Source organism: Massilia putida (assembly GCF_001941825.1).
Lineage (GTDB): Bacteria > Pseudomonadota > Gammaproteobacteria > Burkholderiales > Burkholderiaceae_D > Telluria > Telluria putida.
This window is the reverse complement of the sequence record NZ_CP019038.1, coordinates 778,352-792,868: the sequence shown is the minus strand read 5'-3', so window position 1 is coordinate 792,868 and position 14,517 is coordinate 778,352. Positions and strand designations below refer to the sequence as shown.

At 69.6% G+C, this 14,517-nt stretch carries 12 protein-coding genes; 7 read left to right on the top strand and 5 right to left on the bottom strand.

What is annotated here, in order from left to right; translation table 11 throughout:
• Positions 1-6: 6 nt before the first annotated feature.
• Positions 7-1,140, bottom strand: coding sequence for an alanine racemase (alr, locus tag BVG12_RS05895; RefSeq protein WP_075791605.1), 1,134 nt, complete (start codon positions 1,138-1,140; stop codon positions 7-9).
• Positions 1,137-2,429: a D-amino acid dehydrogenase gene (locus tag BVG12_RS05890; protein WP_075791604.1), complete on the bottom strand. Its 1,293-nt coding sequence runs from the start codon at positions 2,427-2,429 to the stop codon at positions 1,137-1,139. Before BVG12_RS05890 ends, alr begins: the two co-directional genes overlap by 4 nt.
• Before the next feature lie 108 nt (positions 2,430-2,537).
• Between BVG12_RS05890 and BVG12_RS05885 the strand changes: the two genes are divergently transcribed.
• Positions 2,538-3,023: an Lrp/AsnC ligand binding domain-containing protein gene (locus tag BVG12_RS05885; RefSeq protein ID WP_075791603.1), complete on the top strand. Its 486-nt coding sequence runs from the start codon at positions 2,538-2,540 to the stop codon at positions 3,021-3,023.
• A gap of 3 nt (positions 3,024-3,026) precedes the next feature.
• On the opposite strand, the gene BVG12_RS05880 is transcribed toward BVG12_RS05885, so the two are convergent.
• Positions 3,027-4,259, bottom strand: coding sequence for a cyanophycinase (locus tag BVG12_RS05880; RefSeq protein ID WP_075791602.1), 1,233 nt, complete (start codon positions 4,257-4,259; stop codon positions 3,027-3,029).
• Positions 4,260-4,373: 114 nt separating this feature from the next.
• Here BVG12_RS05880 and BVG12_RS05875 point away from each other — a divergent pair, with 114 nt between their 5' ends.
• The 4 genes from BVG12_RS05875 (at position 4,374) to BVG12_RS05865 (ending at position 9,344) form a co-directional block, all read left to right on the top strand.
• Complete coding sequence (locus BVG12_RS05875) at positions 4,374-5,351, top strand: MYG1 family protein (RefSeq protein ID WP_075791601.1); 978 nt, start codon at positions 4,374-4,376, stop codon at positions 5,349-5,351.
• A gap of 159 nt (positions 5,352-5,510) precedes the next feature.
• Positions 5,511-5,639, top strand: coding sequence for a hypothetical protein (locus BVG12_RS35495; protein ID WP_267877477.1), 129 nt, complete (start codon positions 5,511-5,513; stop codon positions 5,637-5,639).
• A 165-nt stretch (positions 5,640-5,804) separates the two neighbouring features.
• Complete coding sequence (locus BVG12_RS05870) at positions 5,805-6,764, top strand: chemotaxis protein (protein WP_075791600.1); 960 nt, start codon at positions 5,805-5,807, stop codon at positions 6,762-6,764.
• A 201-nt stretch (positions 6,765-6,965) separates the two neighbouring features.
• Positions 6,966-9,344: a putative bifunctional diguanylate cyclase/phosphodiesterase gene (locus BVG12_RS05865; RefSeq protein ID WP_075791599.1), complete on the top strand. Its 2,379-nt coding sequence runs from the start codon at positions 6,966-6,968 to the stop codon at positions 9,342-9,344.
• 4 nt (positions 9,345-9,348) lie between these two features.
• Here the strand turns inward: BVG12_RS05865 and BVG12_RS05860 are convergent, their stop codons facing one another.
• Complete coding sequence (locus BVG12_RS05860) at positions 9,349-10,698, bottom strand: MFS transporter (protein WP_075791598.1); 1,350 nt, start codon at positions 10,696-10,698, stop codon at positions 9,349-9,351.
• A gap of 143 nt (positions 10,699-10,841) precedes the next feature.
• On the opposite strand from BVG12_RS05860, the gene BVG12_RS05855 reads away from it, so the two are divergent.
• Positions 10,842-11,759, top strand: a complete 918-nt coding sequence (locus BVG12_RS05855) for a LysR family transcriptional regulator (protein ID WP_075796222.1) — start codon at positions 10,842-10,844, stop codon at positions 11,757-11,759.
• On the opposite strand, the gene BVG12_RS05850 is transcribed toward BVG12_RS05855, so the two are convergent.
• Entirely contained in the window at positions 11,747-13,126 is a 1,380-nt protein-coding gene (locus tag BVG12_RS05850; protein WP_075791597.1) for an enolase C-terminal domain-like protein, read from the bottom strand. The genes BVG12_RS05855 and BVG12_RS05850 overlap by 13 nt on opposite strands.
• A 113-nt stretch (positions 13,127-13,239) precedes the next feature.
• Here BVG12_RS05850 and BVG12_RS05845 point away from each other — a divergent pair, with 113 nt between their 5' ends.
• The gene (locus tag BVG12_RS05845; protein ID WP_075791596.1) at positions 13,240-14,514 is read left to right on the top strand and encodes an SGNH/GDSL hydrolase family protein; all 1,275 of its coding nucleotides are present in this window, start codon (positions 13,240-13,242) and stop codon (positions 14,512-14,514) included.
• Positions 14,515-14,517: the final 3 nt, after the last annotated feature.

The window sequence follows — 14,517 nt, the reverse complement described above, 5'->3', positions numbered from 1 at the left end:
ACATTGTCACCGTTCGTGCACGTACCGCCGCTCGAAACGCGCGCCCAACCGCGTCAGGACCTCGTACCCGATCGTCCCCGCTTCGGCCGCGACCTGGTCGACATGCTGGTGCGGCCCGAGCAGCTCGACGGTCATGCCGGGCTGCAGGCGCGCTTCCGGAATGCCGGTGACGTCCAGCGTGATGCTGTCCATCGACACGGTGCCGGCGATGGGCACGCGCACGCCGTCGACGTAGGCGCAGCCCCGGCCCGACAGCGCGCGCAGCCAGCCGTCCGCGTAGCCGACGGCGATGGTGGCGATGCGGCGCGTGCCGTCCGCCACGTAGCGGGCGCCGTAGCCGACGGCGTCGCCGGCCTCGATCGTCCGCACCTGCACGATGCGGGCGTCGAGCGAGACGGCCTGGCGCAGCGGATTGGGCGCGTCCGGCTGCGGATTGATGCCGTACAGCGCGGCGCCCGGGCGCACGAGGTCGTAGCGGAAGTCCGGACCGAGGAAGACGGCCGACGAATTCGCGAGGCTCGCCGGCATGGCCGGGAACCGCGCGCGGATGGCGTCGAAGCGTGCGCGCTGGCGTGCGTTCAGCGGATGGCCGGGCATGTCCGCGCAGGCCAGGTGGCTCATCAACAGGACCGGCTCGCACGCGGCCAGCCAGTCGCGCGCCTCGCCCAGCGCCGCCAGGTCGGCGGAAGAAAGCCCCATGCGCGACATGCCGCTGTCGACCTGCACCGCGCACGCGAGGCGGCGGCCGAGTCGTGCGCACAAGGCGTTCCATTCGCGCACCTGGCCCGGATCGTTCAGCACCGGGATCAAACCGTGCCCGACGAAGTCGGCGGCGGTGCCCGGCGGCGGGCCATGGAGCACATAAATGGCGCTATCCGCAGGGACGATGTCACGCAGGCGGATGCCTTCGTCCACATGGGCCGTGAAGAACACGCGGCAGCCCGCGCGCACGAGCGCCGGCGCGACGCGCGCCATGCCGAGGCCATACGCGTCGGCTTTCATCACGCCGGCGACGGCGGCGCCGCCGGCACGCTCCACCAGGAGGCGGTAATTCGCGGCGATGGCGTCCAGGTCGACCGTCAGCACGGCGCCGTTGCGCGCGGCCTGCGCCACGTGGGAAGGACGGGCGGCCGCGTTCATGCCTTGGCCAGCGCAGGACGCATGGCGGCGGGGCGCGTGCCGGCGTAGCGGAACACGGCCAGGTCGTCGGCGTGGATCGCCGGGACCTTGCCGCTGACGAGATCCGCGATGACGCTGGCCGAGCCGCATGCCATCGTCCAGCCCAAGGTGCCGTGGCCCGTGTTGAGGAACAGGTTCTTCAGCGGCGTGGCGCCGACGATCGGCGTGCTGTCCGGCGTCATCGGGCGCAGTCCGGTCCAGAACGTCGCGCGCGACACGTCGCCGCCGCCCGGGAACAGGTCGTTCACGACCAGTTCCAAGGTCTCGCGGCGGCGCGGATTCAACGCCTTGCTGTAGCCCGCGATCTCCGCCATGCCGCCCACGCGGATGCGGTCGTCGAAGCGGGTGACGGCGATTTTATAGGTCTCGTCGAGGATGGTGGACACGGGCGCCCTGGCGGCGTCGACGATCGGCACGGTGATCGAATACCCCTTGAGCGGGTAGACGGGCACGCGGAACTGGTCTTGCAGCAGCAGGCGCGAATAGCTGCCCAGCGCGAGCACGTAGCGGTCGGCCGTCACGCGGCCCTTGTCGGTATGCACGCCGACCACCTGGCCGTTCGCGATGTCCAGGCGCTCGATGGCGGTGTCGAACTGGAAGCGGACGCCGAGTTCGCGCGCCATCTGCGCGAGGCGCGTCGTGAACAGCTGGCAGTCGCCCGTCTCGTCGTTCGGCAGGCGCAGGCCGCCGACCAGTTTCTCGCGCACGTGGGCCAGCGCCGGCTCGGCACTGGCCAGCTGCGCGCGCGTGAGCACCTCGAACGGCACGCCGGCTTCCTTCAGCACCTCGATATCCTTGGCGGCGCCGTCGAACTGCGCCTGCGTGCGGAACAGCTGCAGGGTGCCTTGCTGGCGGCCCTCGTACGCGATGCCCGTCTCGGCACGCAGCGCACGGATGCAATCGCGGCTGTACTCGGCGAGGCGTACCATACGTTCCTTGTTGATGGCATAGCGGTCGGCGTCGCAGTTCTTATACATTTCCCACATCCATTGCAGCTGGAAGAGGGAACCGTCGGGCTGGATGGCCAGCGGCGCGTGGCGCTGGAACAGCCATTTGAAGGCTTTCAGCGGAATGCCCGGCGCCGCCCACGGCGAGGCGTAGCCCGGCGAGATCTGGCCCGCGTTGGCGAAGCTGGTCTCGAGGGCCGGACCGGGTTGACGGTCGATGACGGACACCTCGTGGCCGGCCCTGGCCAAGTAATAAGCGGTGGTCACGCCCACCACGCCGCTGCCGAGTACGATGACGCGCATAGCTTTTCCCTGTGTCTCTGGTTATTTAGGAATTAGAAATTGTTTTCATTTTAGTTGTGGGTCTGCCATAATAGTTTCTGTTTTCGACTTACTTTTTAGTAAACAATCATGCGCGTGCAAAAAGACTCGAACCGTGTGCTGGACCGCATCGACCTGCACATCCTCTCCATTCTGCAAGAAGACGGCCGCATCGTGATGAAGGACCTGGCCGAGCGCGTCGGCCTGTCGCTGACGCCCTGCATCGAGCGGGTTAAGCGGATGGAGCGCGACGGCGTCATCGCCGGCTACCACGCGCGCGTGACACCGCGCTCGCTCGGGCTGCAGGTGCTCGTGTTCGTGGAGATCACGCTGCGCCAGAAGTCCGAGCAAGCGTTCGAACGTTTCCGCCGCGCGATGCTGGCGATTCCAGAGGTGATGGAATGCCACCTCGTGTCGGGCGATTTCGACTACCTGATCAAGGCGCGCATCCCGGAGATGACGGAATACCGCCGGCTGCTGGGCGAGATCCTGCACGTGGCCGATGGCGGCCAGTCGAAGAGTTATGTCGTGATGGAAGAGGTCAAGGAGACGCTGGCGGTGTCGATCGCCCGCTGAGCTTCACTCGACGTGGTACAGCGGCAACGTCAGCCGCACCGGCCGCACGTCCATGCGCACGCGGTACACGGAATAGGTGTCGGCCCGGTTCGATTCCCAACCCTCGCTCTCGGCCGTGCGCGTGAAGATGAATTCGAAACCGCGGTCCGCCGCGGCGCCGGCCGGGTCGCCGAACGCGATGCCGGTGGCGCGGGTCTGGTCGCTGTCGCACAGCTTCATCAGGAGGTCGACGACGGCGGTGTTGCCGAGGATGTCCGGGGCGAACAGCGTGCCGCGATAGGTCGGATCGGCGGGATCGACCTTTTCCTTGTCGGGACCGGGGGTAAAACGGCCGCTGGCCGGGTCGTAGCGGTCGCCGCTGTCCAGATAGCTGATGCGGGCGCCCGCCACGTTGAAGCCGGCGCGCGCCGCGTCCACGCTGGCCTGGCCCAGGTCGAGCAGCAGCGCGCCCTTGTAGCCGACGACGGCGATCGACCGGTCCGGCGCGACGACGGCCGCCGTGTTCTCGTCGATGCCCAGGCCCAGCCGGTAATGTTTGGCCAGCATGGCGGGCAGCATGCGCGCGAAGCGGCCGCGGATGAGCAGGTGCTGGTCGACGAAGACGTCGTCGCCGATGAAGCCGAGGCCCGGCGCGACGTCGCGGCCGTCCGTGATGCCGTCGCGCAGCGTGGGCAGCGGCGCGCGGCCTTCGTAGAACATTGTCTTGCTCATGATGGCGGCGCCCGCACTGGTGCCGGCGATCACGCCGCCGCGCCGGTACAGATCCCACAGGGCGTCCAGCACGGCGCTGTTGCCGCCGTCCGCGTGGCGCAGCGCGGCCGTGATGCGGCCCTGGTCGCCGCCGGTGAAGAACGCGCCGCCGGCCGCGCGCACGCTGGCGGCCAGCTGCGGGTCGTCGGCGGCGCGGTGCACGTCGGTGCCGGCCAGGTGCGCCGACAGCGGCACGACGAAGGGACGGGCGCCGTAGCTCGCCAGGATCTCGGCCGTCGCGCGGCCGGAGCGCTCCGGATTGCCGGCCGCCGTCGGGAACACGGCGATGCGCGCGCCCGGACCGCCGGCCAGTTCCACGATCTTTTTCCACACCGGGGCGTTGTCGGCCCGCAGCGCGCCGCCGGCGATCACGAGCGAGCCCTTCGCCGCGCCCGCGCTCGCCTGCGCGTCCGTGCGCGCGGCGGCCGGTGCCAGGCCGAGGCTCAGCACGAAAGCGAGGGGCAGGGCGGGGAAGCGGATCGGCATGGCGTTTCCTTCGAGGTCGTGTGAGGCGGCTGGGAACACCCATCATGATACCCGTGCCCGGCGTTGCCGCCAAAGCCGGTATCATCGGGCTTGCATATTCAGACTGGAGCAAGCATGTTGATCGTGACCCATGGCGGCAAATTCCACGCGGACGATGCGTGGGCGGTGGCCGTCCTGATGTTGTTGTACCCGGAGGCGGACCTCGTGCGCACGCGTGACCCGGCGTCAATCGCCAAGGCCGACGTCGCCATCGACGTGGGCGGCGTGTGGGATCCGGCGCAAGGCCGCTTCGACCACCACCAGAAGGGTTTCGACGGCGCCCGCGCCAGCGGGGTGCCGTATGCCAGTGCCGGCCTCGTGTGGCGGGAATACGGCGCGCGCTGCGTCGCGCTGCTGGCCGAGCGGCACGCGGGCTACAAGCTGACGGACGAGGCCGCCCAGCAGATGGCCTACGCGATCGATGCCGACGTCGTGCAATACCTCGACCTGTCCGACGTCGGCGCGGCCCGCAACGCGCCGGGCAGCTATGGCCTGTCCGCCATCGTATCCGGCTTCAACCCGAACTGGATGGACGAGCAGCGGCTGGGCTATGGCCCGGCGGCGGAAGCCTATCGCGACGCGCAGTTCCGCCGCGTGCTGGATTTGCTGACGGACCTGATGATCAACGCCGTCAAATACCGCGTGGGCGCGCAGCTCGCCGTCGATCAGGTGCGCCGCGCCGAGGTGCTCGAGGGCGGCCGCGTGCTGTTCCTCAAGAACGCGGCGCTGCCGTGGACGGCCGTCGTGCGCAAGGAAATGCCGAAAGTCCTGTTCGTCATCAGCTACAGCCTGGCCGAGCAGCGCCACATGATCCACACGGTGCCGGTCAGTGCCGAGAGTTTCGATGCGCGCGCCGACCTGCCCGCGGCCTGGGCCGGCCTGCGCGATGCCGACCTGGCGGCCGTCACCGGCGTGCCGGACGCGGGCTTTTGCCACAACGGGCGCTTCATCGCGGCGGCCAAATCGTTCGAAGGGATTCTCGAGATGGCGCGGCAGGCGCTGCGCGAGGTCGATGCGGCCGGTGCCGCCGGGGCGCCACGCGACAAAGTGTGAAAGTTTGCGGGGCCGTTGATGTGACAATCGCGGTAAGCGGTACGCGCGGACCGGGCGTGACGATTGATCAAGGCAACCCCCGGCGGGATTGGTCCACCTGTTCTACGTCGACATCCCGCACCGCGAGCCCGACGCGACCGGGCACGCATTCTGAGGGCCGTGCTGGACCGGCACCTGGCCACCGTCGCGCACATGCCCGTCAAGTTCAGCGACAGCCCGGAAAACGTCGCGGCCCTCGTCGGCACCAGGGAGAACGGCACCAGTTGTCTGCCTTACACGGGACACTGAGCGAAAAGCGGCTGGCGGTCCGGCGGGGCGTTACGATTTCGTCAAACGGGTGTGGTTTTTTTGTGCGAAATCGCCAAAAAGTGACGGAGATTCATGCTGGTCTTTACACCGATACACGGTTCACGACTAGAATTTCCCAAAAGAATCAACCTTTTGGGATGGGACATGAAATCGGTTCAGCAAGAAGTCGACGAGCGCAGCAACCTCACGGGCACGAACAAATTCGAGCTGTTGCTCTTCCGTCTCGGCGGCGACGCCAGCGGCGAGCACAGCGAGCTGTTCGGCATCAACGTCTTTAAAATTCGCGAGATCGTCGCCATGCCGACGATCACCAAGGTGGCCGGCGCGCCCGATCACGTCCTCGGCGTGGTCAATCTGCGTGGCCAGATCATCCAGGTCCTCGACTTGCCGGGCATCGCCGGCGTCACGCCCAAGACCGGTCTGAACATCATGCTGGTGACGGAATTCGCGCGCACCACGCAGGCATTCGCCGTCGAGAGCGTGGAAGAAATCGTGCGCCTCGACTGGACGCAGGTGATGTCGGCCGAAAAGAGCGCCGGCAGCGGCATGGTCACGAGCATCGCGCGCCTGGAAGCGGCGGACGGCCAGCCGGCCCGCCTGGCCCAGGTGCTGGACGTCGAGACGATCCTGCGCAACCTGAACCCCGACGCGCACACCGAGAACATCGAACAGGCCGTCGGCAACAAGATGAAACTCAAGCCGGGCGCCGTGATTCTCGCGGCCGACGATTCGGTCGTGGCGCGCGCGCTGATCGAGCAGGGCCTGGACGCCATGGGCCTGCCGTTCGTGATGACCAAGAGCGGCAAGGAGTGCTGGGACCAGCTGAACCACATCGCCGAAGCCGCGGAGGCCGAGGGCAAGACGGTGCACGACAAGGTCGCGCTGGTGCTGACCGACCTCGAAATGCCGGAAATGGACGGCTTCACGCTCACCCGCAACATCAAGTCCAACGCCCGCTTCGGCAACATGCCGGTCGTGATCCACTCCTCGCTGTCCGGCACGACGAACGAGGAACACGTCAAGAACGTGCGCGCCGACGCCTACGTCGCCAAGTTCTCGGCCGAGGACTTGTCGCGCACGCTGCGCACGCTGCTGCGCCAGTAACCCGCTTCCCCGCGCGGGCCGGTCCACGCGGCCGGCCCGCGCTCACGTCCTCTTCCTCCTCGCACGCCGCACCGCCCTCACGTCTGGTTCAGTTGTAGCTGGGCAACAAATCCCGTCAAATACACGTAGGAGTTTTCCTACGGCAATAGTCTCGCCGCATAATGACGGCAGACACCTTCGGTTCCCACTTTTCGAGACCCCATGCATCAGCCCACATCGTTCATCGCGAGCATCTGGACCACGGATACGCAGGGCATCTGCAAGTCCGCGGTCGACCATGGGCCGGATCTGCTGCCGCCTTTCACGAGCGGATCGTCCCTGCCGGACTGGCTGCACCGTTGGGCCGCCGCCGACGGGGCGGACGTCGCGCACTGCGTCGCGGATGCAATGGCACGGCACGCGCCGTTTCATCATGAGGTCCAGATCGGATGCGGCGCTGCCGGCGTGCGCCGTCTCGTCGTGTCCGGCCTGCCGCACCGCGACGGCTACAGCGGCGCCTTCGCCGACGTCACCGAACAAAGGGCCACGCTCGACCGCGCACTGAGGAGCGAGGCCGAGCACCGCCTGATCGTCGATCACAGCATGGACCTGATCGCGCACTGCGGCATCGACGGCCGCTACATCCATTTGTCGGCGTCGTACGAGACCGTGCTTGGCCGCGCCGCGGCGGAGATGGTGGGACAGCCGGCCGTCTGCTTCCTGCATCCGGACGACCAGGTGGCGGCGTCGGTGGTGCTCGCGCGCATCCTGGCCGGCGAAGACATCGACGAGGTCATCGAGGTCCGCAAACAGCATCGCGACGGCCATTACATCTCGCTCGGCACGAAGGTCCGCAAGGTCGCGGACCCCGTCACCGGCGCCGTGTTCGGCGCCGTGCTCGTGTCGCGCGACATCACGCGCGAACGGGAGATGCTGCACCGGGTCGAGCATGCGCATGCGCACGTGCGCACGATCCTGGAAAGCATCGAGGACGGCTTCTTCTCGGTCAACCGGAAATGGGAGATCACTTACGCCAACACGCTGGCGGAGGTGTTTGCCGGCGTCGAGCCGGGCACGTCGACGGGCCATGTGTTGTGGGACATCGCGCCCGGGCTGGCCGGCACGGAGATCGCCGGGGTCTACCGGCGTGCCATGGAACGGCGCGAGAACGCGTCGTTCGAGGCGTTCTACGATCCGGCCGGCGTCTGGCTCAGCCTCCGGGTGTATGCGCGCGAGGACGGCCTGTCGGTGTTCTTCCACGACATCTCCGACCGCAAGCTCGCCGAGGAGCGCCTCGAACAGCTGGCCACGCGCGACGATCTGACGGGCCTGCCCAACCGCGCATGGCTCAACGACCACCTGAAGGCGATGCTCGCGCAGGCGCGCAGCCAGGCCGCGACGACCGTGATGTTCATCGACCTGAACCGCTTCAAGGAAGTCAACGATTCGCTGGGCCACGCGGCCGGCGACGTGCTGCTGCAGCAGGTGGGCCAGCGGCTGCAGTCGTGTATGCGGCCGGGCGACGTCGTGGCGCGGCTGGGGGGCGACGAATTCGTCGTCGCGGCCCACTGCACGGGCCGCGCCGCCGCCGCCGGCATCGCGCAACGGCTGCTCAAGACGTTGACCGTCCCGTTCTACATCGACGGCCTGGAGATGTGCGTGGGCGCCTCCATCGGCATCAGCCTGTCCGGCCAGGACGCCGCGACGGCCGACCTGTTGTTCCAGAACGCGGACACCGCGATGTACAAGGCGAAGGCGCTGGGCGAAAGCTCGTACCAGTTCTTCGAGCCGGAGATGAGCGTGGAAGCGCGGCGCCGGCTGCAGATCGAGGCGGCGCTGCGGCGCGCGCTGGAGCTCGGGCAGTTCGAGCTCCACTACCAGCCCCGCGTTGACGTGCGCACCTTGCGCCTGCGCGGCGTGGAAGTGCTGCTGCGCTGGAAGCATCCGGACCTCGGCCAGGTGTCGCCCTTCGAATTCATCCCGATCGCGGAGGAGCGCGGCCACATCGAGGCGATCGGCCGCTGGGTGCTGTTCGAAGCCTGCCGCGTGGGCAGGCACCTGAGCGACAAGTACGGGATGACGCTGCACGTGTCCGTGAACGTGTCGGCCCGCCAGCTGCGCACGGCCGGTCTCGTCGCCGAGGTGGAGCAGGCGCTGCGCGAGTCCGGCTTCCCGGCGCGCGCGCTGGAACTGGAGCTGACGGAGAGCGCGCTGATCGAGGACACCGAACAATCCGTGGACGTGCTCCGGCGCCTCAAGCGGCTCGACGTGAAGCTCGCGCTGGACGATTTCGGCACGGGCTATTCGAGCCTGTCGTACCTGAAGCGCTTTCCCGTCGACGTGCTCAAGCTGGACCGCTCGTTCTTCCTCGAACAGTCCCTCGATGCGAACGGCGACGCCTTCGTCGGCGCGCTGGTCCACATGGCGCATGCGCTCGGCCTGAAGGTGGTCGCGGAAGGCATCGAGACGGAAGAGGTGATGGAGACGCTGCGCGACTGCCGCTGCGACGAAGCGCAGGGCTATCTGTTCGCCCGCCCGATGGCCTTGCCGGAGTTCGACAAATTCCTCCAATGCGAGGTGCCGAGCTCGATGGCCGTCTGATGCGCTAGCGGCGCGCCGCACCCAGCGCCAGCAACGGCAGCAAGGTCGCGAGCGCGAACGTCGCATGGGTTGCTGCCGCGACCTCCGCCGCCGTCCCGCGCGGGTGGGCCGCGAACGCGGCGCCCAGCAGCGCGGACCCGGCGATCAGCCCGACATGCCGCGCGAGGTTCAGCAACCCCGCGGCCACGCCGCGCCGCGTGCTGCCTACCGCCTCCATCACGGCCGTGTTGTTCGCCGCCTGGAACAGGGCGTAGCCGGCGGTCAGCACGGCCAGCGGCGCGATCCAGCCCGCGACGCCCATCCGTACCGGCACGAGCGCCAGCACACCGGACCCCGACGCCATCGCCGCGAGACCGCTTGCCGCGGCCGTGCGCGCGCCGCGCCGGTCCACGAGACGCCCGGCCGGCACGCCCGCCAGCGCCGCGACGAGCGGACCGCACGCCAGTGCAAGACCGGCTTGTCCCGGCGTCAGTCCCAGCGCACGCCCGAGATAAAACGGGCCGACGAGCATCGTCGTCATCATCAGCGCCATCGCCAGCGCGCTCGTGGCGAAGCCGCCGGCCAGCACACGGTCGCGCAGCAGGACGAGCGGCACCAGCGGCGCTGCGACCCGCGCCTCGATCCGCACGAACAGCACGGCGCCCGCCACGGCCGCGCCGGACAGCCAGCCGCGCCCGGACGCACCGGTGGCCGCCAGCGCGAACGCGAGCAGCGTGGCGACCAGCAGCAGCAGTCCCACGGCGTCGAACGGCGGCCGCGCCGTGGGGACCGGCGCATCGTCCGGCACGCGCCGCACGAGGACGAACGCGGCGAGCGCCGCCGGCAGCGTCGCCGCGAAGACCGCGCGCCAGCCCGGGCCCGCGAGCAACAGCCCGCCCAGCGCCGGCCCGAGCGCCGTGCCGACGGCCGACATGCTGCCCAGGAGGCCCATCGCGCTGCCCGTTCCGCCCCGCTGCAGGCCGCCGGCGGCGAGCGCCATGCCGAGGGCGAGCATCACGGCGGCGCCGAGCCCCTGCAGCGCGCGGCCGGCCGCGAGCAGCGGCAGCGTGGGCGCCAGCGCGCACAGGCCGGACGCCGCCGCGAACAGTGCGATCCCGCCCAGCAGCACGCGGCGCCGGCCGATCATGTCGCCCAGGCGGCCCGCGCCCACGGCGGCGGCCGTCGCGGCCAGCAGATAGGCCAGCACGATCCATTGGACGGCCGCGAAGCCCGCGCCGAACGCGCGCTGCAGCGCGGGCAGCGCCACGTTGGCGCTGCTGGCGCCGAACGACGACAGCAGCACGCACAGGGCGAGGCCGGGCAACGCCGTGCGCGCGGGAACGGGATGGGACAGCGTGGCGGCTTTCGTCGGCATGGCGGCTCCTGGTCTGGTATGTCGTGAAGACTAGGCCATGCGCCGCGCCGGCGGAAGGCGCGCCGGACGCAATGACACCGTGCACGCGGCGCCATGCCGGCGCTGCCCGCGCGGGCGGCATGCGGCTGTGCTATCGTGCGCGGATGACGATGCCCGACCTGAACCTGCTCGTGACCCTCGACGTGCTGCTGGCCGAAGGCAGCGTGGCCGGCGCCGCGCGGCGCTTGAAACTGAGCCCGTCGGCGATGAGCCGCGCGCTGGCCCGGCTGCGCGAGGTCACCGGCGACCCGCTGCTCGTGCGCGCGGGCCGCGGCCTCGTGCTCACGCCGCGCGCGCTGGCCTTGCGCGACGAGGCCGGCCGCCTCGTGCAGGAAGCGACGCGCATGCTGCGTCCTTGCGATGACCTCGACCCGGCGACGATCGCGCGCGTGTTCGCGCTGCGCGTCACGGACGGCTTCGTGGAAAACTATGGGCCGGCGCTGCTCGCGCGCCTGGACCGCGACGCGCCCGGCGCGCGTCTGCGCTTCGTGCAAAAGGTGAACAAGGACAGCGCGCCGCTGCGCGAGGGGCTCATCGACCTGGAGATCGGCGTGATCGGCGAGGAGACGGGGCCGGAGATCCGCACGCGCGCGCTGTTCCGCGACCGCTTCGTGGGCGCCGTGCGGGCCGGGCATCCGCTCGCCGCCGGCGACATCACGCCGGCGCGGTATGCGGCGTGCCGCCACGTGTCCGTGTCGCGCCGCGGCCGCGAGCGGGGCGCCATCGACGCGGCGCTGGCGCCGCTGGGCCTGGAGCGGCCGGTGGCGGTACTGGTCGGCTCGTTCGCCACGGCCCTCGCGCTGGCGCGCGCGTCCGACCTCGTCGCGAACGTCCCCGAGCGCCACACGGCCCGGCTGCGCGACGGCATGCACACGTTCGAGCTGCCGGTGGCGACGCCGCTGCTCACCGTGTCGATGATGTGGCACCCGCGCATGGAAGCCGATCCGGCGCACCGCTGGCTGCGGCGCTGGGTATTCGACGTGTGCGCGGGCGGGCCGGCCGAGGAGACTCAGCGGGCGTAGCTCGGCTTCTTCGGATCGTAGGTCCAGCCGGGCACGAGGTAGCGCATCGCCATCGCGTCGTCGCGCGCGCCGGCCGCGACTTTCTTGTACAGCGCGTGCGCTTCCTCGATGCGCGCCATGTCGGGCGCGATGCCCAGGCCCGGCGCGTCCGGCACGGCGACCTGCCCATCGATGATCCGCAGCGGTTCCTTGGTGAGACGCTCGCGGCCTTCCTGCCAGATCCAGTGGGTGTCGATGGCCGTGATGTCGCCCGGCGCGGCGGCGGCGCAGTGCGTGAACATCGCCAGCGACACGTCGAAGTGGTTGTTCGAATGCGAGCCCCAGGTCAGGCCCCAGTCGTGGCACAGCTGCGCCAGGCGCACGGAGCCCTGCATCGTCCAGAAGTGCGGGTCGGCGAGCGGGATGTCGACGGCGCCCAGCAGGTGTGAATGGGCCATCTGGCGCCAGTCGGTGGCCACCATGTTCGTCGCGGTGCGGATGCCGGTGGCGCGCTTGAATTCCGCCATGATCTCGCGGCCCGAATAACCGTTTTCCGGTCCGCACGGGTCTTCCGCATACGCCAGCACGTGGCCCTGGCCCTTGCAGGCCGCAATGGCTTGTTCCAGCGACCAGGCGCCGTTCGGATCGAGCGTCGCGCGCACATCCGGGAAACGCCGCTTGATCGCCGCGACGGCGGCCACTTCGTCCTCGGGCCGCATCACGCCGCCCTTGAGCTTGAAGTCGCGGAAGCCGTATTTGTCGACGGCGCTCGATGCCAGGTCGGCGATACGCTCCGGCGTCAACGTTTCCTCGTTGCGCACCTCGTACCAGCCGTCCTTGGCCGAGGCGCCGTCCTCGTTTGCGTCATATGGCAGATCGGTGCGCGTGCGGTCGCCGATGTAGAACAGGTACGCCAGCATCGTCACGTGCGTGCGCTGCTGGCCGTTGCCGAGCAGTTCGCACAGCGGCACGCCCAGGTGCTGGCCCAGCAGGTCGAGCAGCGCCGCTTCGACGGCCGTCACGACGTTCTCCAGCCGCAGGTTGATCTCGTGCGGCTGCTTCATGACGGCTTCCTCGGCGCTCGACGTGACCCGGTGGCTGACGCCGGAAATCGCGGCGCGCAGCACGTTCAGCGTGCGGTTGTGGCGCGCGACCTCCGTGCCCGTGACGAGCGGCACGAGGTTTTCCAGCGCGCGCAGGATGCCGTTCGAGCCGGGCACTTCGCCCATGCCGGTGTTGCCGGCGTTGTCCTTGAGGAGGACGAGGATACGGGTGAAGTAGGGCGCGTGGGCGCCGCACAGGTTCAGCAGCATGCTGTCGCGCCCGGCCACGGGGATCACCTGCATCTCGGTGATGATCGGGCTGGCGGCGCGCTGGATGAGGGGCATATCGGTCTCCTGGTGATGTCGGGCATGCGAAAAAAATAGTTCCGGTTGCCGGTAACATTTATATAAACTAAAATGGTAGCGCAACCATTTGGTTTCAGTGTGAAGGAATAACGATGCCCCGTCAATCGATTCTGGCTGCCAGCCTCCTGTCCTTGTCCCTCGGCGGCTGTGCCGCCATCCCCGGCGGAACGGCCTCCGGGCCGTCCGCAGGCGAGCACTGGGTCGCCTCCTGGGGCAGTGCGCAACTCGTGCCGGAGGGCCAGAACGAGCTGCCGGCCGCCCAATGGCAGGACGCGAGCCTGCGCCAGATCGTGCGCGTCTCGCTCGGCGGACGAACGTTGCGCGTCAAACTCAGCAACGTGTTCGGCACGGCGCCGCTCACGATCGACGCCGGCAGCGTCGCGCTGGCACTGGCTCCCGGCCGCGCCGACGTCGACGCGGCCAGCCTGCGCATGCTGCGCTTCGGCGGCGCGGCGGCCGTCACGATTCCGGCCGGCGCCGAATACCTGAGCGATCCGGTCGACCTGCCGCATGCGGCCGGCGCCGATCTCGCGATTTCGCTGCACTTCGCCCAGGCCCCCGCGCGCCAGACGGGCCACCCGGGCGCCCGCGCGACGAGCTTCCGCGTCGCCGGCAACGGGGTCGCGGCCGCCAGCTGGCCGCAGGCCGACACGTTCACGCGCTGGTACCAGATCGCGGGCGTCGAGGTGCTCGGAGGCGCCGATGCGCACACCGTCGTCGCGATCGGCGATTCGATCACGGACGGCTACGGCGTCCAGCCCGACACGTATGCGCGCTGGACCGACGGTCTCGCCACGCGCCTGCGCGGCGCCGGCATGACGGACATCGGCGTCGTCAACGCGGGCATCGGCGGCGGCCGCATGCTGCGCGACGGCCTGGGCCCGAACCTCGTCGCGCGCTTCGAACGCGACGTGCTCGCGCGGCCGGGCGTGTCGCACGCCATCGTCATGATCGGCGTGAACGACTTCGGCGTGCAGCACCGGAACAAGGAAGACTGCCCCGCGGAGCGCGCGCGCCTGCTGGACGACCTGAAACAGGCTTACCGCCAGATCGTCGCCCGCGCGCACGCGCAGGGCGTGTGCGTCCTGGGCGGCACCATCGGGCCGTACGGCGGCAGCGGCTATTACGCGCCGGGCCCGGACAACGAGGCCGACCGTCTCTCCTACAACCAGTGGATCCGCACGGCGGGCGTGGTCGACGGCGTCGTCGACTTCGATGCGGCGCTGCGCGATCCGGCCCGTCCCGATCATCTGCTGAAGGCACTGGACAACGACGGCCTGCATCCGTCGTCGCCGGCCGGCTACCGGGCGATGGCCGAGGCCGTCCCGCTGGAACAACTGAGGACGTGCCGGATCGCCGCGCACTGAGTC

Bases quoted from the DNA above. Each gene is read 5' to 3' on its own strand.
- alr (WP_075791605.1), bottom strand. From the start codon at position 1,140: ATGAACGCGGCCGCCCGTCCTTCCCACGTGGCGCAGGCCGCGCGCAAC.
- BVG12_RS05890 (WP_075791604.1), bottom strand. From the start codon at position 2,429: ATGCGCGTCATCGTACTCGGCAGCGGCGTGGTGGGCGTGACCACCGCT.
- BVG12_RS05885 (WP_075791603.1), top strand. From the start codon at position 2,538: ATGCGCGTGCAAAAAGACTCGAACCGTGTGCTGGACCGCATCGACCTG.
- BVG12_RS05880 (WP_075791602.1), bottom strand. From the start codon at position 4,259: ATGCCGATCCGCTTCCCCGCCCTGCCCCTCGCTTTCGTGCTGAGCCTC.
- BVG12_RS05875 (WP_075791601.1), top strand. From the start codon at position 4,374: ATGTTGATCGTGACCCATGGCGGCAAATTCCACGCGGACGATGCGTGG.
- BVG12_RS05870 (WP_075791600.1), top strand. From the start codon at position 5,805: ATGAAATCGGTTCAGCAAGAAGTCGACGAGCGCAGCAACCTCACGGGC.
- BVG12_RS05865 (WP_075791599.1), top strand. From the start codon at position 6,966: ATGCATCAGCCCACATCGTTCATCGCGAGCATCTGGACCACGGATACG.
- BVG12_RS05860 (WP_075791598.1), bottom strand. From the start codon at position 10,698: ATGCCGACGAAAGCCGCCACGCTGTCCCATCCCGTTCCCGCGCGCACG.
- BVG12_RS05855 (WP_075796222.1), top strand. From the start codon at position 10,842: ATGACGATGCCCGACCTGAACCTGCTCGTGACCCTCGACGTGCTGCTG.
- BVG12_RS05850 (WP_075791597.1), bottom strand. From the start codon at position 13,126: ATGCCCCTCATCCAGCGCGCCGCCAGCCCGATCATCACCGAGATGCAG.
- BVG12_RS05845 (WP_075791596.1), top strand. From the start codon at position 13,240: ATGCCCCGTCAATCGATTCTGGCTGCCAGCCTCCTGTCCTTGTCCCTC.